The organism is Neptuniibacter sp. QD48_55, assembly GCF_047778115.1.
Lineage (GTDB): Bacteria > Pseudomonadota > Gammaproteobacteria > Pseudomonadales > Balneatricaceae > Neptuniibacter.
The window spans coordinates 1,561,017-1,586,891 of sequence record NZ_CP180555.1 but is presented as its reverse complement, the minus strand read 5'-3'; the positions used below and the strand labels follow the sequence as shown (position 1 = coordinate 1,586,891).

The 25,875-nt window shown below is 43.2% G+C and carries 23 protein-coding genes and 1 other RNA gene; 12 read left to right on the top strand and 12 right to left on the bottom strand.

Annotation, left to right across the window (positions count from 1 at the left end; genetic code table 11):
• Positions 1–10: 10 nt before the first annotated feature.
• Positions 11–1,003: a serine/threonine protein kinase gene (locus tag ACMXYW_RS07250; RefSeq protein ID WP_415905736.1), complete on the bottom strand. Its 993-nt coding sequence runs from the start codon at positions 1,001–1,003 to the stop codon at positions 11–13.
• Between the two features lie 167 nt (positions 1,004–1,170).
• Between ACMXYW_RS07250 and ACMXYW_RS07245 the strand changes: the two genes are divergently transcribed.
• From ACMXYW_RS07245 to ACMXYW_RS07230, 4 genes are all read left to right on the top strand, one after another.
• Positions 1,171–1,728: a DUF2058 domain-containing protein gene (locus ACMXYW_RS07245; RefSeq protein ID WP_415905735.1), complete on the top strand. Its 558-nt coding sequence runs from the start codon at positions 1,171–1,173 to the stop codon at positions 1,726–1,728.
• A gap of 41 nt (positions 1,729–1,769) precedes the next feature.
• Positions 1,770–3,755, top strand: a complete 1,986-nt coding sequence (locus ACMXYW_RS07240; protein WP_415905734.1) for a cation:proton antiporter — start codon at positions 1,770–1,772, stop codon at positions 3,753–3,755.
• Between the two features lie 158 nt (positions 3,756–3,913).
• On the top strand, positions 3,914–5,056 hold the full coding sequence (locus ACMXYW_RS07235) for a DUF5610 domain-containing protein (protein ID WP_415905733.1): 1,143 nt from the start codon (positions 3,914–3,916) through the stop codon (positions 5,054–5,056).
• A gap of 122 nt (positions 5,057–5,178) precedes the next feature.
• Positions 5,179–6,930, top strand: coding sequence for a DEAD/DEAH box helicase family protein (locus ACMXYW_RS07230; RefSeq protein ID WP_415905732.1), 1,752 nt, complete (start codon positions 5,179–5,181; stop codon positions 6,928–6,930).
• A 15-nt stretch (positions 6,931–6,945) separates the two neighbouring features.
• Here the strand turns inward: ACMXYW_RS07230 and ACMXYW_RS07225 are convergent, their stop codons facing one another.
• Entirely contained in the window at positions 6,946–7,104 is a 159-nt protein-coding gene (locus ACMXYW_RS07225; RefSeq protein WP_415905731.1) for a hypothetical protein, read from the bottom strand.
• A 29-nt stretch (positions 7,105–7,133) separates the two neighbouring features.
• Entirely contained in the window at positions 7,134–7,304 is a 171-nt protein-coding gene (locus ACMXYW_RS07220; protein WP_415905730.1) for a hypothetical protein, read from the bottom strand.
• A gap of 106 nt (positions 7,305–7,410) precedes the next feature.
• On the opposite strand from ACMXYW_RS07220, the gene ACMXYW_RS07215 reads away from it, so the two are divergent.
• Entirely contained in the window at positions 7,411–8,166 is a 756-nt protein-coding gene (locus tag ACMXYW_RS07215; protein ID WP_415905729.1) for a hypothetical protein, read from the top strand.
• 92 nt (positions 8,167–8,258) lie between these two features.
• Here the strand turns inward: ACMXYW_RS07215 and cybH are convergent, their stop codons facing one another.
• From cybH to ACMXYW_RS07200, 3 genes are read right to left on the bottom strand one after another with little or no spacing between them, the layout of a single operon-like run.
• Positions 8,259–9,017, bottom strand: coding sequence for a Ni/Fe-hydrogenase, b-type cytochrome subunit (gene cybH / locus ACMXYW_RS07210; protein ID WP_415898419.1), 759 nt, complete (start codon positions 9,015–9,017; stop codon positions 8,259–8,261).
• 48 nt (positions 9,018–9,065) lie between these two features.
• Complete coding sequence (locus ACMXYW_RS07205; RefSeq protein ID WP_415898420.1) at positions 9,066–10,874, bottom strand: nickel-dependent hydrogenase large subunit; 1,809 nt, start codon at positions 10,872–10,874, stop codon at positions 9,066–9,068.
• Positions 10,874–11,950: a hydrogenase small subunit gene (locus ACMXYW_RS07200; RefSeq protein ID WP_415887894.1), complete on the bottom strand. Its 1,077-nt coding sequence runs from the start codon at positions 11,948–11,950 to the stop codon at positions 10,874–10,876. The genes ACMXYW_RS07205 and ACMXYW_RS07200 overlap by 1 nt, the downstream gene beginning before the upstream one ends.
• Before the next feature lie 339 nt (positions 11,951–12,289).
• Between ACMXYW_RS07200 and ACMXYW_RS07195 the strand changes: the two genes are divergently transcribed.
• The 3 genes from ACMXYW_RS07195 (at position 12,290) to ACMXYW_RS07185 (ending at position 15,209) form a co-directional block, all read left to right on the top strand.
• Complete coding sequence (locus ACMXYW_RS07195; protein WP_415905728.1) at positions 12,290–12,694, top strand: bacteriohemerythrin; 405 nt, start codon at positions 12,290–12,292, stop codon at positions 12,692–12,694.
• 241 nt (positions 12,695–12,935) lie between these two features.
• On the top strand, positions 12,936–14,018 hold the full coding sequence (gene hisC, locus ACMXYW_RS07190) for a histidinol-phosphate transaminase (RefSeq protein WP_415905727.1): 1,083 nt from the start codon (positions 12,936–12,938) through the stop codon (positions 14,016–14,018).
• Between the two features lie 384 nt (positions 14,019–14,402).
• Positions 14,403–15,209, top strand: a complete 807-nt coding sequence (locus ACMXYW_RS07185; RefSeq protein ID WP_415905726.1) for a flagellin — start codon at positions 14,403–14,405, stop codon at positions 15,207–15,209.
• A 7-nt stretch (positions 15,210–15,216) separates the two neighbouring features.
• On the opposite strand, the gene ACMXYW_RS07180 is transcribed toward ACMXYW_RS07185, so the two are convergent.
• The 3 genes from ACMXYW_RS07180 to ACMXYW_RS07170 all read right to left on the bottom strand — a co-directional run bounded on the left by ACMXYW_RS07180 (position 15,217) and on the right by ACMXYW_RS07170 (position 18,831).
• The gene (locus ACMXYW_RS07180; RefSeq protein WP_415905725.1) at positions 15,217–15,561 is read right to left on the bottom strand and encodes an Hpt domain-containing protein; all 345 of its coding nucleotides are present in this window, start codon (positions 15,559–15,561) and stop codon (positions 15,217–15,219) included.
• A gap of 201 nt (positions 15,562–15,762) precedes the next feature.
• On the bottom strand, positions 15,763–17,721 hold the full coding sequence (locus tag ACMXYW_RS07175) for a methyl-accepting chemotaxis protein (protein WP_415905724.1): 1,959 nt from the start codon (positions 17,719–17,721) through the stop codon (positions 15,763–15,765).
• Between the two features lie 267 nt (positions 17,722–17,988).
• A complete protein-coding gene (locus ACMXYW_RS07170) occupies positions 17,989–18,831 on the bottom strand; it encodes a LysR family transcriptional regulator (protein ID WP_415898426.1) in 843 nt (280 codons plus the stop codon).
• 65 nt (positions 18,832–18,896) lie between these two features.
• Between ACMXYW_RS07170 and ACMXYW_RS07165 the strand changes: the two genes are divergently transcribed.
• The gene (locus ACMXYW_RS07165; RefSeq protein ID WP_415905723.1) at positions 18,897–20,147 is read left to right on the top strand and encodes a YbfB/YjiJ family MFS transporter; all 1,251 of its coding nucleotides are present in this window, start codon (positions 18,897–18,899) and stop codon (positions 20,145–20,147) included.
• 1,248 nt (positions 20,148–21,395) lie between these two features.
• On the opposite strand, the gene ffs is transcribed toward ACMXYW_RS07165, so the two are convergent.
• Positions 21,396–21,492: signal recognition particle sRNA small type (gene ffs / locus ACMXYW_RS07160), an RNA gene on the bottom strand.
• 357 nt (positions 21,493–21,849) lie between these two features.
• Here ffs and ACMXYW_RS07155 point away from each other — a divergent pair.
• Positions 21,850–23,076 (top strand): EAL and HDOD domain-containing protein, encoded by a 1,227-nt coding sequence (locus tag ACMXYW_RS07155; protein ID WP_415905722.1) that lies wholly within the window; start codon positions 21,850–21,852, stop codon positions 23,074–23,076.
• On the opposite strand, the gene ACMXYW_RS07150 is transcribed toward ACMXYW_RS07155, so the two are convergent.
• Positions 23,071–23,988 (bottom strand): LysR family transcriptional regulator, encoded by a 918-nt coding sequence (locus ACMXYW_RS07150; RefSeq protein ID WP_415896350.1) that lies wholly within the window; start codon positions 23,986–23,988, stop codon positions 23,071–23,073. The genes ACMXYW_RS07155 and ACMXYW_RS07150 overlap by 6 nt on opposite strands.
• A gap of 173 nt (positions 23,989–24,161) precedes the next feature.
• Here ACMXYW_RS07150 and ACMXYW_RS07145 point away from each other — a divergent pair, with 173 nt between their 5' ends.
• Entirely contained in the window at positions 24,162–24,728 is a 567-nt protein-coding gene (locus ACMXYW_RS07145) for a cytochrome b (RefSeq protein WP_415881478.1), read from the top strand.
• Positions 24,728–25,303 carry a YceI family protein gene (locus ACMXYW_RS07140; RefSeq protein ID WP_415905721.1) on the top strand — a complete coding sequence of 192 codons (576 nt, stop codon included), beginning with the start codon at positions 24,728–24,730 and terminating at the stop codon, positions 25,301–25,303. Before ACMXYW_RS07145 ends, ACMXYW_RS07140 begins: the two co-directional genes overlap by 1 nt.
• Before the next feature lie 68 nt (positions 25,304–25,371).
• Here ACMXYW_RS07140 and ACMXYW_RS07135 read toward each other — a convergent pair whose 3' ends face one another.
• Positions 25,372–25,851: a DUF411 domain-containing protein gene (locus tag ACMXYW_RS07135; RefSeq protein ID WP_415896351.1), complete on the bottom strand. Its 480-nt coding sequence runs from the start codon at positions 25,849–25,851 to the stop codon at positions 25,372–25,374.
• Positions 25,852–25,875 lie beyond the last annotated feature (24 nt).

The window sequence follows — 25,875 nt, the reverse complement described above, 5'->3', positions numbered from 1 at the left end:
AAAATGAAGCTTAGAGAATCTTTAAAGGCTCTTCATTTAGTAACGCCAATTGCTCACGTAGTTGAAGAATATGCTCACCCCAGTAACGCTCGGTATTAAACCAACCAAAGCTATGAGGGAATGCTGGATCTTCCCAGCGGCGGCCAAGCCATGCACTGTAATGCATAATTCGTAAACTTCGGAGGACTTCGATCAAACGTAGCTCTTTGAGTTTAAAATCGTAAAACTCGTTGTAGCCATCGACTATTTCAGACAACTGTTGCGTCTGTTCATGTCGATCACCAGAGAGCAGCATCCAAATATCCTGCATCGCAGGTGCCATACGAGCATCATCAAAATCAACAAAATGAGGGGCATCATCACGCCATAACATATTACCGGAGTGACAATCACCATGAACACGAATATGTTCTATCTCACCACAAGCTTTTAAGATCTCATCTACACCCTGCAGAAGATCTCTAGCCACGGAATCATAAGCAGGTTTAAGTTCAGCCGGAATAAAGCGATCACTTAAAAACGCAACACTGTCATGACCAAATGTCTTGCTGGTCAAAGTCGGTCGGTGATCAAACTTTTTCGAAGCGCCCACCAGATGCATGCGGCCCAATAAACGGCCTAGCGTAAAAAGATTATCAAGGTTATCGAGTTCAGGAGCATGCCCTCCTCTACGAGGAAATAAAGCGAACATAAACCCTTCATAATCAAACAGGGTTTCCCCCTTTTCATTACGCCAAGGGGTCACAACAGGCAGAGATTGCTCCGCTAAATCGAAACTAAACTCATGCTCTTCTAGAATCTGCTCTCGACTCCAACGTTGAGGGCGATAGAACTTGGCAATCATCGGCTCTTGATCTTCTATGCCCACCTGATAAACACGGTTCTCGTAACTATTTAGAGGAAACGTACGACCGTCACACCAATGCCCTTGGCTCTCGACCGCATCCATCAAAAAAGATGGTGTTAACCGTTCAAAAGGGTGTGTTAAGTCATGTTCAGACATATAAAATCCAGCTATAAAATAATTGCAGGTGCAGGGTACGCTTTAGCCCATAGGTGAACAAGTGATATTCCTAATAGATTTGTCCTATTTTCCGTTATTTTTTAAATAGTAGCGTTAACTTTTGTTATAGTGCCAATAATAACCAACAGGAGTATTACGAGTAAGTTATGGCAGGTTCACTTAAAGATCAGTTGCTAAATATGGGACTGGTTGACCAGAAAAAAGCGAAGCAAGCAGATACTGAAAAGCGTAAGCAAAACAAAAAAGCCAAAAAGGCACGCAAATCGGGCCAGCAGGTTGTTGATACGCAAGCAGAGAAAAAGCAGGCGCTAGAAGAACAGCGTAAAGCTAAGCAAGAGCATGATCGTGAACTGAATCGTCAACGAGACGAAGAGCGCCGCAACAAAGAGATTGAAGCGCAATGCCGTCAGATGATCATACAGCAACAGATCGAGCTACCCGAAGATGCCGAAGTAAGTTACAACTTTGTATACGATAATAAAGTTAAAACTATTTATGTAACTTCGCTCATTCAAGGGCAACTGTTCCGCGGCCAAGTGGCGATCGCAGCGTTAGATGAAAAGTTTTACCTGATCCCGGATAAATTTGCAGAGAAAATTGAGCAACGTCTGCCTAATTACGTTATTCGTGTTCAACCGGAAGAAGAACCAGAAGAAGATGATCCGTACGCGGATTATAAGATTCCAGACGACCTGATGTGGTAATTCTGCACATCAACAGCGTCTTCATGTAGTAAGGGATACGCATGTCACAGGGTTTTTTCGAGCAATTTTTGGTCATTTTATGTTGTGCCGTTGTTGCCACAACCCTGTTTCGGCGCATCAAACTCCCGCCTCTCCTAGCCTACTTAAGTGTTGGCGCTATTGTTGGCCCCTATAGTTTAGGGGTCGTCAAAGACACCCATAGCATTGAGCTACTCAGTGAACTAGGGGTTGTCTTTTTACTCTTTATGCTCGGCTTAGAGTTCTCAGTCTCGCGTATGTTTGCCATGCGCAAGGCTGTATTCGGTCTAGGCAGTTTGCAGGTCATTATCACCGCTGCCTGTTTGATGGCAATCTGCCACCTTTTTGGCCTGCCGCAAACCACCTCTTTAGTTATCGCCGGTGCACTCGCCCTATCATCTACAGCGATTGTAAGCCGCGAGCTGATTCAGCGTGACGAACTAAACAGCCCTCATGGCCAGCTTTCAGTTGGTACTTTAATCTTCCAAGACTTAGCGGCTGTATTCTTCCTAATCGTTGTCCCGACACTCAGTAGTTCGGCAACAGAGATAGACAGTGCCGAAGTCGCATTGATGCTACTTGAGGGCTCAACACTACTCATAATCCTATTGCTGGTTGGCCATATTGTGATGCCATTGCTCTTCCATGAATCAGCACGCAGCGGTTCCAGCGATGTGTTTGTTTTGACGACACTGGCGGCTGCCCTTTTAGCCGCTTGGATTACTCACGCTGCAGGTTTATCTATGGCCCTCGGTGGATTCTTAGCAGGAATGATGTTGGGTGAGAGTCGTTACAGATATCAACTAGAAGCCGATATACGCCCATTCAGAGATGTACTCTTAGGGCTGTTCTTTGTCTCTGTCGGGATGCAATTAGATCTATCTGCTCTAATCGACAGCTGGTATTGGATTATCCTGTTCAGTGTTAGCTTAATTCTGTTAAAGACTTTTATTATTACTCTTCTCGGTACGCTACTGCATAAAGACCCGGCAAATGCCTTAAGAGCAGGCCTCAGCCTTAGCCAAGGCGGTGAATTTGGTTTTGCCTTATTGGCTTTAGCCTTAGGTAATCATCTGATCGAGCCTGATATCAATACTATTGTTGTGTCTACGATCATCATCAGCATGATCGTCACGCCGATTTTGATGAACCACACTTACAGCCTGAGCCGTTGGTTGCACAAAGATGATCCGATTGAATCACCACAACAGAAATTGCCTGATGCCAGCCAGCTAAATCCGCATAGTTTAGATAAACATGTGATTATCTGTGGCTTTGGCCGTGTGGGTCAGATCATCGCGCGCTTCTTAGACCAAGCAAACATCCCATACATTGTCGTAGATAATGATCCGGTGCGTGTAATGGAAGCTGCTACAGCAGGCGAACACATCTGTTTTGGTGATGCCAAACGAGATGATGTGATGGCCGCTGTTGGTGCTGACCGTGCGCGGATGTTGATCCTTAGTTTTCCCGAAGCCGAAACAGCGATGCAAGCGCTTAAGCATATACGTACCCGCTTCTCGACTTTACCTATTTTGGTTAGAACACGGGATGATTCTCAGATCGAAGCATTTCAGAATGCTGGAGCCACCGAAATTATTCCTGAAGCTTTGGAAGGCAGCTTAATGATGGTTTCCCATGTTCTGTCTATGCTGGGTATCAACCATCAACAAATTGAACAACAAATAAATCAAGTACGCGCAGAAAGGTACAACCTTCTACATGGCTACTATCACGGCCAGCATTCCGAAAAAATTGATAGTAAAGGCCGTATGAAAGAGATACTGCATCCCGTTCAAATTGAAAATAACTGCAAGTCGATTGGTAAAACTCTGCGAGATATTCCTTTATCAAAGCACCAAGTCTCTGTGGCAATGATCCGTCGTGGTGATCAATCTGAACACAGCCCAAGTGGCAATACACATATACAGCAGGGAGATATCATCATCCTTCAAGGGCCGAATGATAAGATTGAAATCGCGGAATCGATCATCCTAGATGGGAAGTAGTTTTTACTTTTTCCCTCTAACCTTTAGATGAAACAATTTCATTAGTTACGCTTTTTATTAAAGTCTCTCAACAAAACGTCGATAACCCTCTTATATTTAGTAGTACAACTAAAACAATGGGATCATTTGATCCTTTTTTGTCTGTGGAGGAAAACACCGTGCAAGTTCTATTAAGCAGCCAAGCAGCCTACTCTCAGGTTCGCCAGGAAACACTGGTTACGGGCGGGTTTGCTGATGGTAAAGATAGCAACGGTCGTTCTGCATCTGCGGCAGATAAGTTAGTAGCCAAACTAGCAGAAAACATTCCGGGTATGAGTGCATCAGAGATGAAAAGTCTCGACGCTAATGATTACTCTCCGGAAAAAGTTGCATCACGTATCTCCGATTTTGTAGCACAAGGCCTTGAACAAGCCCGTGCCAGAGGAGCATCTGATGCTGACCTAGACCGTATGTATAAAGCGGCAGTTTCAGGTGTAGAAAAAGGCTTTAAAGAAGCAACTAAGATTTTAGAAGATCTCAACATGCTAACCCCTGATATCTCCGCAACAATCGAGCAAACCAAAGATCTGACGTTCGAAGCGCTGGCCGGCCTTGCGCCTACCAACGAAACAGCGTCCACACGCCAGACTTCTATCTCTGCTGCTGAACGTTATTCAAAAGCTGAGTCTTTCTCCCTTGATGTCATGACCCAGGAAGGAGACAAAGTTTCAATTCGTTTCAACAGTGAAGCAAGTCAAACAGCCTCTTTAGGCGCCTACTCTGACGGTAACAGTAGCGCTGTATCTTTCGGCCTTGAGCGTAGCGCCAGCAGTAGCTATAGCTTTAGTGTTGAGGGTGATCTAAACGAAGACGAGTTAGACGCGCTGACAACCCTAATTCAGGATATCAATCTTATTGCCGAAGACTTCTTCAGCGGTGATGTTCAAGACGCTTTTGAACAAGCAGCTGAATTTGAAATGGACAAATCCGAGTTGATGAACTTGAATGTAACTATGACTCAATCAGCAAGTTACTCAGCGGTAGCTGCTTATGAGCAAGTGCAACAACTAGATAACCCATTAGGCAATAATGGCCGCCACTTAGGCCAGATGATGAACAACTTCGATAACTTGGTTGCTAACCCAGCCATGGCGTTCTTAGAAGACAGTTCATTATTCGGGGTAGATCTATTGGACAGCTTGATTCATCAAGATATCCGCCACAAAGACGCTGATGAAGAATCCCAGAGCAAACTGGATGATAACTTCGGTCTTTTGCGTGACCTTATGACCCGGTTTGATCAGGACGACGCAGACGATTAACCCCCCTTCTTAATCGCTGCGATACTTTAAACCGGCCTACTTAGGCCGGTTTTTTTTATATTTAGCGTTTTCATAAATACTTAGAGTATTATTCTGCCCTCTATTATTTATCTTTAGTGAAAATGACCAAATCCTTTTCTCTACGCCCCTATCAACAAGAAGCCGTTGATGCAACATTAAATCACTTTCGCAAAACTGACGACCCTGCTGTGATCGTGCTACCAACAGGTGCAGGAAAAAGCCTGGTTATAGCAGAGCTGGCTCGCTTAGCGCGCAAAAAGATTATGGTACTAGCTCACGTCAAAGAGTTGGTTGAACAAAATCACGCTAAATATGAAGGTTATGGTTTAGAAGGCGGTATTTTTGCAGCGGGCTTGAATCGCAAAGAGATCGAAAAACAGGTTACGTTTGCCAGTGTGCAATCTGTCGCGGCGAATATTGATCTTTTTAATAATGAATATTCATTACTCATCGTCGATGAATGCCACCGCGTTAATGATGACGAAGATAGCCAATACGGTCGAATCATTAGCAAACTCCAAGAGATCAATCCCAACTTAAAAGTACTTGGATTAACTGCAACGCCTTACAGAATGGGGATGGGCTGGATCTATCAGCAGCATTATCGTGGTTTTGTTAGAAGCGAGCAGGAAAAACCGTTTCGTAACTGTATTTACGAGCTCCCGCTGAGTTACATGATTAGCCGTAACTACTTAACCCCTCCAGAGATGGAAGATGCAGCGGTCGCGCAATATGATTTTTCAGCCTTAGATCAAACCGCATTTGGCACTTATGCTGAAAAAGATATCAATAATTTGCTCACAAAATACAATCGCGTCACCAGAGCGATTATCGAACAAGTTATTGAACGTGCTCAAGATCGCCAAGGCGTGATGATCTTTGCAGCAACAGTTGATCACGCCAAAGAGATCAGCACTTACCTTCCCGAAGATGAAACCGCTTTGATCACTGGTTCCTCCACCAGCGAAGATAGAGATCGCTTAATCAGTGACTTCAAGCTTAAGAAAATAAAGTATCTGGTTAACGTATCCGTTCTTACGACAGGATTTGATGCCCCCCATGTCGATTTAATTGCAATATTAAGACCCACCGAATCTGTTAGTCTGTATCAACAAATTGTTGGACGCGGCCTCAGACTCGCGCCTGGAAAGAAAGATTGTTTAGTCATCGACTATGCTGGCAACAACTATAATCTGCACCATCCGGAAGTGGGTGAAAAACGCCCATCCCCTGATTCCGAACCGGTGCAAGTATTTTGTCCTGCCTGCGGCTTTGCCAATATCTTTTGGGGAAAAACAGACAGTGATGGCAAGGTGATTGAACATCATGGTCGACGCTGCAAAGGCCTGCTTGAAAGCGACGAAAGTGACACGCCATCAGAGCAGTGTGATTTTCGATTTCGATTTAAGGAATGCCCTCACTGTAATGCCGAGAATGATATCGCTGCCCGTAAATGTCACCAGTGCAATAAAGCGATTATCGACCCAGACGATCAATTAAAAGATGCATTGAAACTGAAAGATGCCATGGTGATCCGATGTGCTGGGTTATCGTTGATCCAGAATCAGTCCAAGCTTCAGGTTATTTATCATGGTGAGGAAGGTGAAGAGCTGAAAGAGAGCTTCGATTTTGCAAAGCCAGCCCAGCTAAAACGCTTTAATGAGATCTTTGGACGACGGGTTGCGAATAGCCAAGCACCGCAAAACTTTTCTAACATAGAAGAAGCGATAGCTTATGAGTCACTTCTAGTTGCACCAGATTTTGTCATTGGACGCGAGCAAAAACACTATTGGCGTGTGCAAGAGAGAATTTTTGATTACCAAGGTCGGTACCGTAAAGCTAACCAGCTTTAAATCGATATCACGGCTTTATTCTTTATCTGACCAAACAGCCAATTCATTGCCATTTGGATCAAGAAAATGAAAACGTCGCCCGCCGGGAAAACTGAAAATTGGTACCTTGATCTCACCACCAGCTGATTCAATTAGCGCCTGACTCGCCTCAAGGTTTGTACTATACAAAATCACCAGTGCAGCACCATTACTTGAATTGGATTTCAGATCAGCTTTATAAAACCACCCGCTAATCCTGCGCCTTCAAAAGCGCTATATTCAGGCCCATAGTCGGTAAACTTCCAGTCAAAAAGGTCAGAGTAAAAGCGCTTAGTGCTTCCTAAATTATTAGCCGGTAACTCAATGTAATTAATTTGATTGTGCGCAGAACTCATTTCACATCCTCTTGATTTGAAAACTTGCAAAACCTAAAAAGCGTCTATGCTTTGTATATACCTTCGTTAAAAGCAACCAATTCAGTCTGACCTGATTGGAGTAAGAATGACATACAAGGTATTTATTACAACAGTTACCATGTTAATAACTTCAAATTTCCTCGCGGCTGCAGAATTGGTCGAAGGACAGGTCTGCCCTGTTACCTATCAAAACCATACAATAGGCTCTCTTCTCCTTTCAAAACCGTGGTATCACAGTAGTCGAAGTAATGCCCAATACATTGCAACTGACAATGCCACCGGGATAGGTATAGAAATTCATTTAAAAAATAACTTTAGCGGGCAGGTGGAAGGTTTAAATCTGGCTGATTGCGATCGCTTTAGGTTATTACAAATTCGCAGAACAACAGCCAAACTACTACCCGGAGAGAAAGACATTCAGATTGATGTCCCCGATCAATTCACCAATCCTTTTTATGACAGTGCCCCTCTTGAGCACGGTTACGGCCTACACCAAACACCCATAGATGATTCAGACAAACCGTGGCAAGGTCGGCCGTACCGTGACTCTGCTGTCGCACTTTATGACACACCTTATGTTTCCGATAGCTGGGGGATTGAAGGTCAAGATATTGAGGTTAAGTTTGAAACCTGTGCTGTATGTGAAAGAGAAAGCCAATTCGATACTGTTTTATCTTGTGGCCATTGGGGCTATCGCAGAGATTATATGGGAGGAATGACCGGCTGGAGCGAACCTGAATTTACTGGTTTTCAATGTTCAGACTCCCCCAGTCCTGACTTTCAAAAAACGCTTAATCTTTCAAACCGAATTGAATACTCATACTGGATTCACTGGCGTTAGCGGCTTTGTAGCTTTAACGTACCTACGATCATCACCTTCAGATAAAAAAACCGGGTCATTGCCCGGTTTCCAGTGACTCGTTTACCAGAATATTAATCTGGACGGTCATCCTTAAACATTCGCCATCCACCAATCATGGTCGAGATCAGACTCTGGCGCGACATAATATCTTCACGAATCGCCACATAAACGTGGATCAAGATAAACGTGATCAGATACCACATACCTAGGCGATGCCAAGTATGTACATCTTGGCTTTGCCCCATGAGCGGGATAACCCAACCAAACAATGTATCTGCCCAACTGTCCTGACCCAGGCCTTCACCGTATAAAGCAAATCCTGTGACGATCATGAACATCATTCCGAGCACGAAGAAGAAAAACATCCCCACCTGAGCCAGTGGATTGTGACCGATATATTTCTTAGGAGTCTTCTCCAAGAACAGATACCAGCGTACCTCATGCCATGCTTCTTTCCAGAATTTACCGCTAAAGAACGGCGGCACAAACAGTTCACGTGCATGATGGTTACCCACGAACGCCCAATAGATACGGCCAAGAAATCCGATAGTTACGATATAGCCCGCCGTGAAATGTGCAAAGCGGATGTAACCCATCAGATAGTTATCGATAGCTTCACCCGGCATCGTTGGTAAAGGAACACCAATAAAATAGCCCGTTACACAAAGCGTGATAATCGAAAAGACAGTGACCCAGTGCCATAAACGTAATGGTGCTTCATACACATAAACAGCAGTCTGTTTACGGGTAATAACTGGCTCGCCGACAACTTGATCTGAAGCGACTTCCTGAGCTTTATCTGACTTATTAGGTTTAACCGATGCAGTCATATAAATAACCTCCTGAATTTAGGCGCTGAATCAACAGCGCCACTATTCTTATCGAATTTTCACCTTAGTAAGCTCTTGACCATCCTCAGACATCACGTGTGTTGAACACGCAAGGCATGGGTCAAAACTATGAAGGGTGCGAAGAATTTCAACCGGCTCATCAGGACGCTCCATTGGTGTATCCAGCAAGGAAGCTTCAAATGCACCAATATTACCTTTGCTATCACGAGGCGAACCATTCCAAGTGGTAGGAACGATTGCTTGATAGTTCTCGATTTTGCCATCTTTGATCTTGATCCAGTGACCCAAAGCGCCGCGAGGAGCTTCGTTAATGCCAACTCCCATTGCCTCTTTTGGCCAACTACTTGGATCCCATTTCTCAACATTGGCAGTCGAGCTATCACCCGCTTTAATGTTGTTAACCAGTTGGTACCAATCATCCAACATAGTATCCGCACAAAGCTGACACTCCAGTGCACGTGCCAATGTTCGGCCTAATGTACTTGGTAAGAACTGTTTAATACCCAAATCTAAGCCCGTAGACTGATTGAATTCAGATAAAGAGCGATCAACCTGCTCCTGAACGTGCTCAGTACCAGAAGCATAAGCAATGATATATCGAGCAAGAGGCCCCACTTCCATTGCATGACCACGCCAGCGCGGTGCTTTAATCCAGCTGTATTTAGCAGATTCATCCAGTTCTTTAATATCTGTTTTGGTACCCTTTGTGTTAGGGCCAAGCTCAAAACTAGGCTCTGTCTCACCTTCCCATGGGTGCAAGCCCTGTTTCTCACCTTCGTAGCGGTACCAAGAGTGATCAACAAACTCCTTAATCTGCTCTGGATCACGCACATCAACAGGGTGAACCTCATCCCAGTTACCATTAACAATCGCACCAGCAGGAAGCAGATCTGTAGATTTGTCATATGGCACTTGAGTGTAAGTACCATAAGACAGAAGGTTCTCTGAAGCTAAGCCACCACCGTATAACCAATTTTTGTAGATACCAGCAATTGCCATAACATCAGGGATGTATACGTTCTTAGTAAACTCTTGCGCTTCACGGATACGCTCTAAGACATAGTTCAAACTAGTCATATTGATTGGCGCGCCTGAAGCACCAACATCATCCAAGTTAATTGCACATGGAACACCGCCCACCATGTAGTTAGGATGCGGATTCTTACCACCGAAGATGGTATGAATTTTTACCACCTCTTTTTGGAAATCAAGTGCTTCAAGATAATGAGCAACCGCCATCAAATCGGCTTCTGGAGGAAGTTTGTAAGCAGGGTTATCCCAATAGCCGTTAGCAAACAGTCCTAGTTGGCCACTTTCAACAAACTTTTTAAGGCGCGTTTGTACATCCTTAAAATAGCCTGGGCTAGATTTCGAATGATGAGGAGAGACCATCTGCTGTAGTTCAGAGGTAGCTTTAGGATCGGCTTTAAGAGCGTTAACTGGATTCACCCAGTCCAACGCATGTAGATGATAAAAATGTACGATGTGATCGTGAATCTGTAGAGTTTTATCCATCATGTGACGGATAAGGTGTGCATTCAAAGGCACCTGAATGCCTAAAGCATCTTCTACCGCACGTACCGATGTCAAAGCATGAGTACCTGTACAAACGCCACAAATTCGCTCAACAAAGGCCCAAGCATCACGTGGATCACGACCTTTAAGAATCACTTCGAGGCCACGCCACATGGTGCCTGTTGATACAGCGTTACGAATAACGTTGTTTTCATCAACATTCACCTCACAACGCATATGTCCTTCAATTCGGGTTACAGGGTCTACAACAATGCGTCGGCCACTGTTATCTAAATCACTCGCATTAAATGGCTTATTCATTATTCCTGATCTCCTTTATGCTGAGCACGCTTAACCGCACTTACCGCCGCATGCGCAGCAACAGCGGCACCAACACCACCCGCTACAGCCATACCAATCTCATCTGCATTTTTCTCGATACCAAACTGATGAATATCGGTTAAACGGTTATAGAACGAACCTTTGTCCCAGAAACCATCTTCAGAACAACCAATACAACCGTGACCGGCCTGAATTGGGAAAGAGACACCCTCATTCCAACGTACAGTTGAACAAGCGTTATAAGTAGTTGGGCCTTTACACCCCACTTTATAAAGGCAGTAACCTTTACGTGCGCCTTCATCATCCCACTCTTCTACGAACTGGCCTGCATCAAAGTGTGGACGGCGATAACACTTATCGTGAATACGCTGGCTGTAGAACATTTTTGGACGACCTTGACGGTCTAGTTCAGGCATTTTGCCGAAGGTCAGCATATAGGTGATCACACCGGTCATTACCTCAGCGATTGGAGGACAACCTGGTACTTTGATAATTGGTTTATCAGTAATAACTTTATGGATAGGTACCGCTTGGGTTGGGTTTGGACGTGCAGCTTGAACACAGCCCCAAGATGCACAAGAGCCCCATGCGATAATGGCAGCAGCATCCTTGGCTGCATACTTCAGTTTTTCAACAAAAGGTTTACCACCGGAGATACAGAACATACCATCTTCATTTAATGGCGGGTTACCTTCTACGGCAAGGATGTATTTACCTTTATATTTTTCCATCGTTTCATAAAGGATTTCCTGCGCTTGGTGGCCAGCTGAAGCCATCAAGGTGTCGTCGTAATCCAAAGAGATCATGGATAGAACAACATCTTTTACCAACGGGTGAGCCGAACGAATAAACGATTCAGAACAGCAAGTACACTCTAAACCATGCAACCAGATTACCGGTGTACGCTCTTTGGTTTCCATTGCATGCGCAATTCTAGGTGCAAATGTTGGCCCTAAACCTAAGGCTGCAGCCGTTAAGCTACAATATTTCAGGAAGCTACGACGCGTAATACCCTGACGTCGCATAACCTCATAGAAGGTTTCAATTTGTGACATATGTCTCTCCGCCAATGCCAGCCACCACAGCTATGCCCTCATCTTTGATTAGCTATGCATAACTACGTGTAACATTTTTATTTTTTTGTTCAGTCATCTATTGGCAAAGTTCGGGCCAAAAATATTATTCTTGTTTTTCAACAACTTATTTGCAGGTTAAGATTTAGAGAGGGATAAAGACTAACCACTCATCCAGAAAAAATGGTTAATCCCTTAACACTTATAAAGTCTGAGGTCATTTAGATGTATTTTAGATATATGTTTATTGACTGACATCAATATCTAAAAAGCGTCGAAGAGATAAGATGGATTTGCATTTCCATTAGAGAGGACTTACCTATGCAAGTTGAAGTAACTGATATCCCACAAGTCGCGGTTGATTTTATGAATGATGATCATGCAGAAGCTGTCACCCTTCTTAATCAGTTATTCAACACTTTGGAAACAGGTAATGACCGTGAAGTTGATGGTGCTTTATCCGGCTTTTACCAACACAATGCCGAACACTTCGCCCGCGAAGAAGAACAGATGATACGAATGAACTTCCCACCCTATACATGCCATAAAGGTGAGCATGAACGCGTTTTACAGGAGATACGTGAAACTCAACAACAATGGCAAGCAAACCATAACCGCGCAGAATTAAACAGCTACCTTAAAAACACTGTAATCCCTTGGTTTGTAAATCATATTAATACCATGGATACAGTAACAGCTATGTTTATCAGCCGTCATTGCGCCTAAATAGTACCGGCCACTATGAATCCGAATTTTAACTAACAGTCGAGCCTCCCCTCTCGGCTGTTAACCTTGCACTGTACTCGAAAGAAATGCTAGCAAGATAACGGTATAAAGGTTCTTGCCATAGATTAAGAATCCAGTCTGTTGTTAAACGCGTAAACAAATTCTGCTATCCTTCTGCGAAATTATTCACTCATGCCAAATAACACAGCAAAGTGCTGTCTTCGAGTATTACGGATCAATAATGAGCAAATATTGGAGTGACGCAATTCAGCGTCTAACACCTTACGTGCCGGGTGAGCAGCCTAAAGAAAGCGGTATCACAAAGTTAAACACCAACGAAAACCCTTACCCTCCTTCGCCGAAGGCGGCAGCGGTGATCAATAACTTTGATACAGATAGGTTACGACTCTACTCCGACCCAGATTGCACTCAGTTAAAAGATGCACTTGCTAACCACTTTGAAGTTGAGCGTAAGAATGTCTTTGTTGGTAACGGTTCTGATGAGGTACTTGCTCATACCTTTGCAGCGTTCTTCCAACAAGAACAACCTCTGCTGATGCCAGAATTCACATACAGTTTCTATCCGGTTTACTGCAATCTTTTTGATATCGAATTTAAGCTGTTACCCCTAGGTGATAACTTTGAGTTAAACCTAGAAGACTATAACCAGCCAAATGGCGGTATTATTTTCGCTAACCCGAATGCGCCAACTAGCCGAGCAATTGAGTTAGGTGATATTGAAGCATTAGCTCAACGCAATACAGAAACCGTGATTGTGGTTGATGAAGCCTATGTAGATTTTGGCGCTTCTAGCGCTGTTGAATTAACCCAAAAATATGACAATGTTTTGGTGATTCAGACCTTCTCCAAATCTCGTTCTCTAGCAGGTATGCGAGTTGGATTCGCAATTGGTCACGAAGATTTGATTGCAGGTCTAGAACGCGTTAAAAATAGTTTTAACTCTTACCCTCTAGACATGCTAGCAATTGAATCAGCCGTTGCCGCTGTTGAAGATAACGACTACTTCGAAGCGACTACGAAGAAAATTATCGAGACACGTGAGTGGACGGTTAATCGTTTAGAAGAGTTAGGTTTTATTAGCTTACCGTCTAAAACTAACTTCTTATTCAGCACGCACCGCTTTATTGAGGCCGCTGAATTGATGGGTTTCCTTCGTACGAAGAAGGTCCTGGTACGCTACTTCAGCAAACCAGGTATCGATAATTACCTTCGCATATCGATTGGTACACAAGAAGAGATGGAACTGCTAATCAGTACCTTAGAACAACATCCTGATATCTGTAAGATGCCTATTGAGTCTTAAAAAAGCACTGCTTACCTGCAATAAAACCTCTGATAAAGCTGCCTTTCAGGTAGCTTAATCTTATTAGACCCTTAGACTAATCAAACTTCAGTAATACTCAATATACAGGGTCAAAAAGGTGTAAATACCCCTGCTTATCTAATGGACACTAAGGAACCATTGGCGTCACGAATATTTATACCTATTATTAGTTTTACTTTAGGGCTGCTTCTTTACCTAGAGTTTATGAGTACAACGGTTTTGTACTCGTCCGTGTTTATTCCATTGCAAGATTTCAGGGCGCACAGTTGTGCGCCCTTTTTTTATCCATTTCACCTGAACAAAAATCAACTCATAAACCGTGTGTACGCACTATACTGATATAGTTAAATCAGGAGCGCACTCATGCCTATAAATCCAACTGGGTTTGCTACCAGCCCCTACTCTCAATTCAATCAGATTCAGAATCGAATAAATGAAACTGAAGAACAGCTTGCTTCCGGCCAGCGAATAAATAATGCAGCGATCGATCCTGCCGGCCTGCAAGTACTTATCGACTTCCAAACTCAAATTAGAGGAAATAGCGCAGCCATTCGGAATAGTCTTGATGGTGTATCAGCACTTCAGATTGCAGATGGTGGTATTAATCAAGTCAATGATTCGCTACAACGTATTCGCGAACTGTCCATTCAAGCTCAAAATGGGATTCTAAATGAAAGTGACCGTTCAGCCTTGCAAAGTGAAGCAGATGCCCTATTAAGCGGCATACAGGATACCCTGGGACAAAGTACTTTTAACGGCCAATCATTACTCGCAGAAGATGGTCAGCTCCGCCTGCAAACAGGCCCGGGTACAGAGGATTCTCAAAACATAAGTACTTTCAATGTCAGTGATGAGTTTGATAACAGTGGTCTATTCACTTTAGATATTAGCAACGCAGGCGCTCTAGACATTATCGATCAAAGCCAGTCGTTTTTAGCGACGGTATCAGGTGAAATAGGTGCAAGCCGAAACAGATTAGACAGCACGATAAACACACTTACCGAAACTAATATAAATGAAGCGTCAGCAGCATCTGTGATTGGTGACACTGACTTTGCTCAAACGGTTTCAGAACGTGCTACCGCCCTTATTCAGCAAGATGTAGGTATCGCACTGCAAGCTCAAGCCAATGCTAACCGAGGGCTCGTGCTCAACTTACTCGGATCGTAAAGGGCAGTTAAGAGAGTAAATTAGACTGGAGTACTGCACGTTTAAAATCAGCCAAACTAACGTGTAAACAATCCAAGAGTTGGGGTTCTGAAATGCTCTCATTTTGCCTAGCTTTTTGTTCTACAAAACCAGCCAAAGCACCTAACCTTTCGCCCCCTAACATACGAGACGAACCTTTTAGGGAATGAGCAACTTTTCTTAGTTTTGTTTGATCAACGTCATCAAGCGCCTGACCAATATCGTTAATCTCGCGCTGATCACTTTCCCAGTAGAGATTAAAAACATGATCTAGATATTTAGCCTCTAGCTTTAGTGCAATTACTGTTGCCTCATTGAAGGCAGGCAACGACATCAACTCACTTAAGGCTCAGACGAAGACATGTTTGTTACGTTTACTTGATCGGCCACTGTTAACTTCCTGATACCTTTCTAGATGGGTAAAAATCCATTCTTTGATAACAATAGCGAAAAACCTACATATTAAAAGTTCGCTGTTGAATAGGTACAAAAAAGGGGTGATAAATCACCCCTTTGTCATCATTATCCCTACAATTTAATTTACTTTGAAGCGCTGCACCATTTCCTGCATACGAGCCGCCACATCGCTTAGCGCAATACTTGAATTGGCCGTTTCATCAGCAGCTACACGGCTCTGTTCAGCAATCACACGTACATTACTCAAGCTTTGGCTAATTTCGTCTGCCACTACACTTTGCTGTTCAGCAGAACTAGCAATCTGAGCATTCACTTCATTCATCTGTTCAACTGTCATACTGATCTGGTTCAATGCAGAATCAGCCTGATCGACCAGTTCAATACACTGATTAGCTTCTTGTGTACCCTGATTAACCACATTAACGGTCAAGTTAGCGCGGGCTTGTAGGTCATCGATCAAGTTGTGAATCATCTCAGTAGACTGCTGAGTACGTTGTGCAAGAGAGCGCACCTCATCAGCAACAACAGCAAAACCTCGACCTTGCTCACCAGCGCGCGCCGCCTCAATAGCCGCATTCAAAGCAAGAAGATTGGTCTGTTCTGCAATCTCACGAATCACATCAAGAATAGCGTTAATATCACGCGTTTTTTGCTGAAGGTGCTCCACTTCAGACGAAGTTTTATCCAAGCTTAAAGAGAGACGATTCATTCCCTCTGTCGCGATCTTCATTTTATTGCGGCCTTCCATCACTTGATGGTTAGCACTATCCGCAGAAGAAGCTGCACTAGACGCGTTAACCGCTACATGTTGCGCGGTATACGCCATTTCAGTTACAGCAGATGCTACCTGATCAGTTTCTTCCTGCTGCTGCATAGTCCCAGCACGAGCTTGCTCTGTCAGCGCAGCTAACTCTTCCGCTGACATACTCATGTTGTAACCCGCCTGATTGATTTCAGTGATCATCTCACGGAATCTGATGGTCGTATGACCTAAAGAACCCTGCAACTTCCCCACTTCATCTCTGCGATTTGTTTCTAGTATCTGGGTTAGATCACCTTCCGCCAAAGTATCTGCATAGTTCACAGCTTCTAAAATCGGACGAGTGATCATGCGAGTGATCCAAAGTGCAAAGAAAACACCCAAAATAACCGCTATAACTGAGATTACAATCACAGAAATAAAGCCCTGGTGATTGTGTGACTGTAGCATTGGCCCGAGCGAGTCTTGATCAGCAATAACTGACAACTTTACTTTTTCAACATTACTCGCAACTTGAGGACCGATCACATCCAGAGTCCCAATCACTAGGTTATTGCGCTGATCGATTGTCTTATGGATTTCTAAAGTTGCAGCCAGATATTTATCTCGTGCTGTAGCAAAACGATCTAACAGCTGGATTTCATTGTCTAGCAGGAACACCTTTTTCAGGTTTTCTAGATGATTTGTTAGAGCACCATCCAATTTATTGATCGAAATCTGAAAATCTTCTTGATGATTCTTTTCCATGAAACGAACAAGATATAGCCTCGCTAGCAACAGATCTTCCTGCAAGTTAGAAGCTAGAAATGCCAATTCAGGTTCACCACGGTTATTAGCTAACTTTCTTAACTGAGTAATACTGTCGCGCATGACTGGGCCCTGCTGGGCCAAGGTGTTGTAATACAACTCATCCTCAGTTTTAACTAATCCAACCACCTTCTGAAAAGTCGTTTTATACTCGTCTAATAGCGCTGCTGTTTCCATAATCAAACGACTACGCTCTGGATTGTTTATCTCTTGCTTAGACTGTTCTAAAAACTGGTTCATTAGCGCCATACGTTCTTCATATTGCTCTAATGATTGTTTGTCATGACTGATAAGAAAGTTTTTTACCGACATACGCACTTTCAGCATATTCGCCTGTAAGCGCCCCGAAAGATTACTATCGCGCGCTAACTCACGGTATTGCACAAAGCCATCTTCTGCATGGTGCAAACCTTTAATACCTGTAAACGATGCTGCCACCAGCAATAACAGTACAAAACCGAAGCTCAAGCCGATCTTACTGCGTAAATTAAATGTGTTTAGCTTATTCATGTATTTGCACTTACTACATTAGAATTAAGGAATTGAATACAAAGGATAATCAATAGCAGGTGATAATATTTATCATTTAGATCCATTTCAATAATAATCGATCAAAAATCGAGATTATTTTCAGGCTGATTACGATCTATACAGTACGGAAGGATTTATTGGACAATTAACAAACAATTCAAACTATAACGCTAAAGCGACTTTACTATTGCAACCAGAGGGTAATGCTTAATGTTTTCAATTCAAACACTGAAGGCTCAAGCTACTTTATTGTTTATTTTCAGGAAATTGGCTGACAAAGTTTAAAATACCTTGTTCTAAGGGATGACCTTTTCGATAGATAACCGAGATCTCTATTCTTTGCAGTCCTTGGGTAACGGGCACTGATTTAAGTGCATTTTCATAACGACTCCCTGTCACCATATTTTCGCCGATAACGGTGTAACCTAATCCGGCGGCAATACAGCCAAGAATGCCATCGGCACTACTCATCACCATCATCTCATCAGTAAATCTATCGCCTAATTCTTGCCAAGCCAGGGCACACTTCCTATAACCACAGCCCTCTTCTCTCACAAACAGAACGGGCTCATATTCTTGATCTACTGGTGTTACAAGCACAAGCGACTCATGAACAACGGGTATTATCCGTAGATCCTCATGCGACTTAGCATTTCCGACTAACGCGCAATCTAACTGATCATTCAAAATAGCGAGTGCTAATCGGTCACTTGTATCTGTATAGATTCGAGGAATGATTTCTGGATGCTTACGTTTAAGCTGTTTTAGCGTCGTGGGTAGGTGAACTGCAGCAAAAGTTTCAGGCATGCCTATACGAAGTTCGTAGTTCCCTTTGCTTTTTAAGATAGCGGTTGAAGCTTGATACTCCAGCTGCAAAATCTGGGAGGCATATTTGTATAAAAGCTGGCCTGTCGCTGTAAGCTCGAGCTTTCTCCCTACCCGAATAAATAATTTAGAATCAAGTTCGTCTTCTAACTTCTGAATTCTAGTAGTGATATTAGACTGCACTGTATTAAGCTTTTCAGAGGCACCTTTAATACCCTCCTCATCAACAACAGCCTTAAACGTGCGTAACGCTACAATCTCCATATAGTTCTCTTTTATTGAAGTTTTAATTCTAAAAGATTCACTTTTTAAGATTATCAGAAAGCGCTATGGTTGTTGAACATAAATACAATAAAAGCCAAAAAGCATTTATGAACAACACACTTACAAAAAGTCAGGTCTATTTTGCAGGTATATGCAGCCTAGTTGTTACAGTGGGAGTCGCTCGCTTTTCCTACACACCTTTACTGCCAATCATGCAGGCAGAAGCAGGCCTTACTGAAACTGGCGGCGGCTGGCTCGCTACCGTGAACTACATTGGTTATATGATTGGTGTTCTAATTGCGGCAAACCTTAACAATCTTCACCACAAGTATGTGTTGCAGAAGTTATATTTGGTACTCAGCGTGGTAACAAGTGCAGCAATGGTTATCTCTAACGACCTTTATACTTGGTCTTTTATGCGCTTAATAGCAGGGATCTGTGCTTCAGGCGGGTTAATCATCTCCTCTGGGCTAATCTTAAAATGGCTGGTCAACAATGGTCACAGGGGCGAGCTCGGCATCCACTTTTCGGGGATAGGCATGAGCATAGCTGTCTCAGCCATCATCGTAGAAATCCTTTTACAATTCTCTGCTAATTGGCAGCAGCAATGGCTATTTTTTGCCGCCGTAGCAGCAATTATCGCAGTGCCGGCATGGTTATGGATACCTCACCCTAACAACCATTCTGATCACGCTCAGGCAGCACCTAAAGACAATCCACCCAGCAAAAAATTTACTCGCCTATTCTTACTGGCATACTTCTGTGCGGGTTATGGTTATGTCGTTAGTGCGACTTTTATCGTCGATATCATTGAAGGTCTCGAAGGTTTAGAAGGTCAAGGCGCCTTATCCTTTGTCTTAATAGGGCTTGCTGCTATTCCAGCTGTGGTTCTTTGGGATAGAGTCGCACGCAAGTACGGCTATTTAAAAGCTTTATTAGGTGCTTATAGCCTGCAAATCATTGGCATCATGATTCCTACACTGAGCGATGCATTCCCATTAATTGCCCTGTCTGCAATTTTGTTTGGAGGCACCTTTGTTGCCTGCGTAAGCCTCGTGCTGACTATGGCGGGCCACTTCTTCCCTAGTAATCCTTCTAAATTCATGGGCAAGATGACCCTTGCTTATGGCTGCGCTCAAATAATTGCGCCATTTTTAACCGGGCTATTAGCCGAGACTTTGGGGAACTACAATCTAGGCTTATATCTTTCAGCCATTGTCATGGTAGTGGGATCAGGCTTGATTCTGGCGCTGAAGAAGATTGGTGAACAATCAGCAGACTCTAATAAACCTCGTACTCTTAGCGTAAAAACATAGACCTATAGAGTAGCCTTGCTTTGTTCAAGGATAAAACTAAGCTAGAATTCAAATGACCGTTTTGATTTTTGGGAAGAACTAAGGAACGTTCTAATCTCATGGAAGAAATAAAAGATATATTATTACTCGTCGTGACTAGTTTCAGCGGCCTCGCTGGAATTATCTATTGTCCGTATATATTCCTTATCACATTCGGCATACTTTTCTTTGTGCTGTATCGATTAAAAACCAATGTAGCAAAAGAATAAGATATCAGTATGTGTATGGATTGACATATTGAAAGTCGCTTTTGAGTCCACCAATATGCCCTCCATTCCTGACTTGTCTCCTTCCTTAACAAGCTCCGATATCCTTACTAAGAGATGCATCAAAATTTATCACCGCACTGCAACATAAGCATTAAACTCATCTAATTTAAATCGAAGAAATGTACTAGAAACCAGACAATAAGCATTTATGCTCTTTCTCAAAGTTAATAATTATCTGGCCCGTAGAACAAACGATCTAGCACCTTCAAATATCAAACCACAGTCACCAATATTTATTGCGCCGCACAAAAAAAGCCAAAATAAGAGTTTTTCTTATAAACACAAACCTTCAATTGACTTAGAATAGCGCCAATTTAATTTTCCAAGTAAGTAATACTCAATCTAAATATGGCAAAACTCGTTAAAGACTTTGAGGACTACCAATTCACGTTTTACTGGGTAAATGATCTCAATGAACGTATCAGCCCAAATCTACCAACTCTGAATCACGCAAAAGAGTGGATAGTCTCCTTCAAAAACAGCCAACACAAAGGAATTGAACGCCGAAAGAGAAAATGTGATCGAAGGCACGTAAATGGCACTATGCGTAATGAGCTTACTTCTAAAAGGTCACCATACTCAAGTGGACGAAGATCTACTGATAAACCAATAGAAATTGAGTTTGACCTATCATCTGTAAAGATCACCAAACTTAAAGAAGTAGTTTAGTTTCTAGCCTCCCCCCTTCCTATGTTAAGAACATAAATGACGTATTAATTAATCATAGGAAGGACGGGATTTTAGATATGAATCCATAGCTTATCTCTAATACAGCATACCCTTCTGTTATTCACAGTTAGATGAAGAAGTAAAAGAAAAAACGCCGTGTCGTGACTGTTCAAGATATGCAGCAGATCCGAAATAAACCATGTGTGGCACTTGGCGTCAGCAGAGCAAGAAATCAGCAGAAAAACGTTGTAAACCATGGGATTGGTGATGACCCCACCAGCCACATTCCGGCACATGAATCCACCGCTGTGGCTGCTCCCTTCCGGGCCTGACCAGGTTCACGATTTATCATTGCGGAAGGACCAGCAGGGCCACCATAGCGGGCCTGAAGGGCCTTGTCTGAGCTAGATCACTCAAGACAGGCGCGCAGTATACCAGTGATTTTTTGAGATGCAAATGCAATTATTTAACTCTCTGTTTTTATAGAAATAAAATTCATATTCAGACCCATGACTCAACCCTCAAGGTCTCTACTGAACTCCTGATGTTTCTCTTCATTTTAGCCGTCGATGATTAGGATCTAACCTATACTGATACGACCAGATAACAAAACCACTGATTAATTTGTTAAGGGTTTCTTAATACCATCGCTTTTATAGTGGCTCTGCTGTTAGAGTTAAACGATCTAGGATTTGTTGTATGAACAAACAACAGGATAAATGCACATGGAAGAACATTTAAACCAGCTAGGACTTGCCCGACAACCAATTTTTGACCGCGAACTCAATGTCGTGGCGTACGAGCTGTTATATCAGTCGGAACATGGTGAAGCTGTAGCCAAGTTTTTAAAAGGCGACCAAGAATCCTGTAATGTTCTGATCAATAATTTCACCAGCATCTACGATTCAGGCAAATTAAAATCCTTACCCGCGTTTCTGAATGTCACTGAAGGCTTTATTCGTACCGAAAGCCTACCAAGTCTTTCGCGACACAATTTAGTTCTGGATGTTAAGCAGCAGCCTAATATCACGCCTGAATTGCTTGGCTCACTTAAAAAATATGTGGATGCTGGCTACCGCTTAGTTTTAGACGATTTCACTTACAGTAGTGACTATGATGAACTGCTTAAACTTGCGCATATGGTGCGAGTCGATATTCGCAAACATAGTGATGAAGCGATTGTTTCTCACTTGGAAAGCATGCGCCCTTTTAAGGTAGTTTCTCTCGCTGAGAATGTTGAGACTCATGATGAGTATGAGCGCTGCCATGCCTTAGGGTTCAGGCTTTTCCAGGGCACATTCCTGTCTAGACCCACGCTAGTCGAAGGTAAAAAGTTAACGTCCAGCCAGGCCATTGTAATTCACCTATTAGCGGCGCTTCAGGATCAAGATGTTACTCCTGCAGTACTAGCAGACATCTCATCTCGCGACCCACAACTGACCTTCAAACTGTTGCGTATCGTCAATTCTGCGCAATATAACCTGCCTAATAAGATAGAGAGTTTAAGTCAGGCGATCATTGCCTTAGGCATGAACGAGATCAACAAGTGGGCCACCCTACTTGCCCTATCTAGTAATGATGAGAAACCGAGCGAACTAATTCGTCAGATCCTAATGACAGCAAGAATGTGCGAATCCGTCGCTTATCGCACTGAAGAGATTGATTCTGAACTCGCTTTTATTACGGGCGTAATTTCAATGCTGGACGCGCTACTTGAGATTGAACAAGACTCCTTACTTGAGCAACTATCCGTCTCTGATGAAATTGTCGAAGCAGTGACAAGTTACGAAGGTCCTGCTGGTCGTTTACTGCAAGCAGTCAACTTCTACATGATTGGCCAATCGGCATTTAAGCTGCCACCTCATATTCAAGAAATTTATGCCGATGCTTATTATGATGCTTTGAGCTGGAGTAATGAGACCATGCAGCTTATGTCAGGTTCTCACTTATAAATCAGGCTGAAAAATCGATAACAGCTGAGCCCTCACCCAGCGGCACATTGGATCTTGATGGAAGCGCTCATGCCAATAGAGGTAGAGCACAACCTCAGGTAGATCAAATTCAATAGGCAGCGGCTTAATCACTAGGCTGCTGCTTTTTACCAAATGCTGGGCCATTACTTCGGGCAGTGTAAAAATCAGATCAGACCCCTGACCAAACTCCGCAACCGACATAAAACTTGCGAGCCTCAGCATCACCTTCCGATCCAAACCGAATTTTTCTAATTCGATATCCATCATGCCAGGGCCCTTACCAGTAATGGAAACAAGTCCATGAGATGCCTGTGCGTAATCATTCAAACTAATAGAACCTTGGCTGGCTAAAGGGTTAGTTTGATCCAGAACACAAACATGACCTGTACGTGCAATTGGAAAGCGTCTGAATTGGTCTTGCCCTGAATCAGGAGATAGCCCAGTGATTGTAAAATGCACTTCACCTTTTGCGAGGTATTCGAAATGTTCTGGTCGCTGAGAAACAATCTCTACCCGTAAGCTCGGTGCCTTTTCACGCAGCATCCTTACCACATCTGGCATCAACAGAATCAATTCTAAATCCAAGCCTGTTAGCTTAACTACGCCCTCGGCTAGTTCTGGGTTGAATTCCTCCGGCTGCATAATCGATGCGACATCCTGTAACAATGGCTTTAACTGCTTTTCCAGATCAACAGCACGCGCACTAAGGTCATAGCCATTTCCAGTTCTAACTAAGAGAGGATCATCAAGTGTTTGACGCAATCGCTGTAACGCTCTGCTCACAGCTGGTTGGCTCATCTGCAGGCGTTCAGCTGCTTTAGAAACATGGCGCTCAGCTAACAACGCTTGTAGCACAACGAGGAGATTTAGGTCGACCGAACGTAAATTCATTAAACGAATAACCGAAATATAAAATATGCATTAGACGCATTTATGATTAGCCATTAAAGTTTGAAAAGCAAATCCAAAAGATGACGCTAACAACTTGTAAAGATTCGTAAACTTGACTGCAGCACAATGTTATTTATGGTTGCATAGCTAAGATAATTTGAGGATAGAAGTAGATGCCATTTAACCACAAAATATTGAATGATAATGACAGCTATGGATGGGGCCCAGTCCTACTTCATTGGTTCATTGCATTATCGGTTATTGGCCTTTACCCCCTCGGTTTATATATAGAAAGCTTAAGCTATTACGATCCCGAATACCGGACGGTGCCGATCTGGCATAAAAGTATCGGCATCCTACTAGCAGGTTTGTTGATTACACGCATCTTGTGGCGTTTATTCAACCGCTCGCCAAAAGCCCTGCCGCAACCAAAAAAGATGGCAATTGCAGCAAAAGCCGCACATGTATTGCTCGAAGTTTTACTTCTACTTACCTTGTGTTCGGGCTACCTGATTTCTACCGCTGATGGTCGAGCAATAGAAGTTTTTACTTGGTTTAGTATTCCAGCACTACCCTTCGCAATGGAACAGCAGGAGGATATTGCAGGTGAGATTCACTTTTTGATAGCAACAACACTCATCGTGCTAGCAGCATTACATGCATTCGCTGCAATAAAGCACCATTACATAGATAAAGATACAACACTAAAGCGCATGCTAGCGCTACGCGAGGAACATTGATGAAATCTAAATTTATTAAAGGGTTGGCGCTAGCCTCTCTAATCACTACGTCCCCTCTTTATGCTGCGGATTACGTTATTGATACAAAAGGTGCGCATGCATCTATTCAATTCCGCATCAGCCATTTGGGCACTAGCTGGTTAACTGGCCGTTTCAACACATTCTCGGGTGAATTCAGCTACGATGCTGCAAACCCTGCGGCATCTAAAGTAAATGTTGATATTGATGTTAACTCGTTTGACTCTAACCACGCTGAGCGTGATAAGCATATCCGTGGCGATGAATACCTAGACGTAGCTAAACACCCTAAAGCGTCTTTTGTTAGCTCTTCATACACGCCAAATGAAGATGGCAGCGGCGTAATGAAAGGCATGCTGACACTTTACGGAACAAGCAAAGAGATCTCTATCGACGTGCAAAAAGTAGGTGAAGGCAAAGACCCTTGGGGCGGCTACCGTGCAGGCTTCGAAGGTACTACAGAGATCCAACCTAAAGATTTTGGTATGAACTACCAGCTAGGCCCTGCAGCTGAAACTGTATACCTAGAACTTCATATTGAAGGTATTCGTAAGTAATTTCGAGTTCATCTAAAAACAAAAAAGGCGAACCTTATGGTTCGCCTTTTTTATATTCAAAACTGGATTTAGTAATCTGCATATTCCGAATAAACGCTGACTTCGTTTTTATCTGATACCGCATAGACTTTAAAATCGTCCTTTCGAGCGCCTTCCATATCCATACCTGGGCCACCTGATGGCATGCCTGGTACAGTCAACAAACGGATATTATCGGAATTATCAGCCAATAACTTTTTAATATCCTGCGCCGGTACATGACCTTCAACGACCAAGCCATTTACTACACCAGTATGACAAGACGCACCTTGAGCAGGTACACCTAAACGCTGCTTGATTGGCGATACATCATGCATCTCAATACTATTTACGTTGAAATTGTGTTGCTCAAGATGGGTGATCCATTCCTTACAGCAACCACAAGTCGGGCTATGGTAGACATCGATCTCATAACTTTGATCTGTTTTACCCTCTTCCCAATATGGGTCTGCTGCGAAAACAGGCATACATAAAACAGCGGAAACCAAACCAATAATTAACTTTTTCATTCAACAGCCTCTACAGTTAGTCTC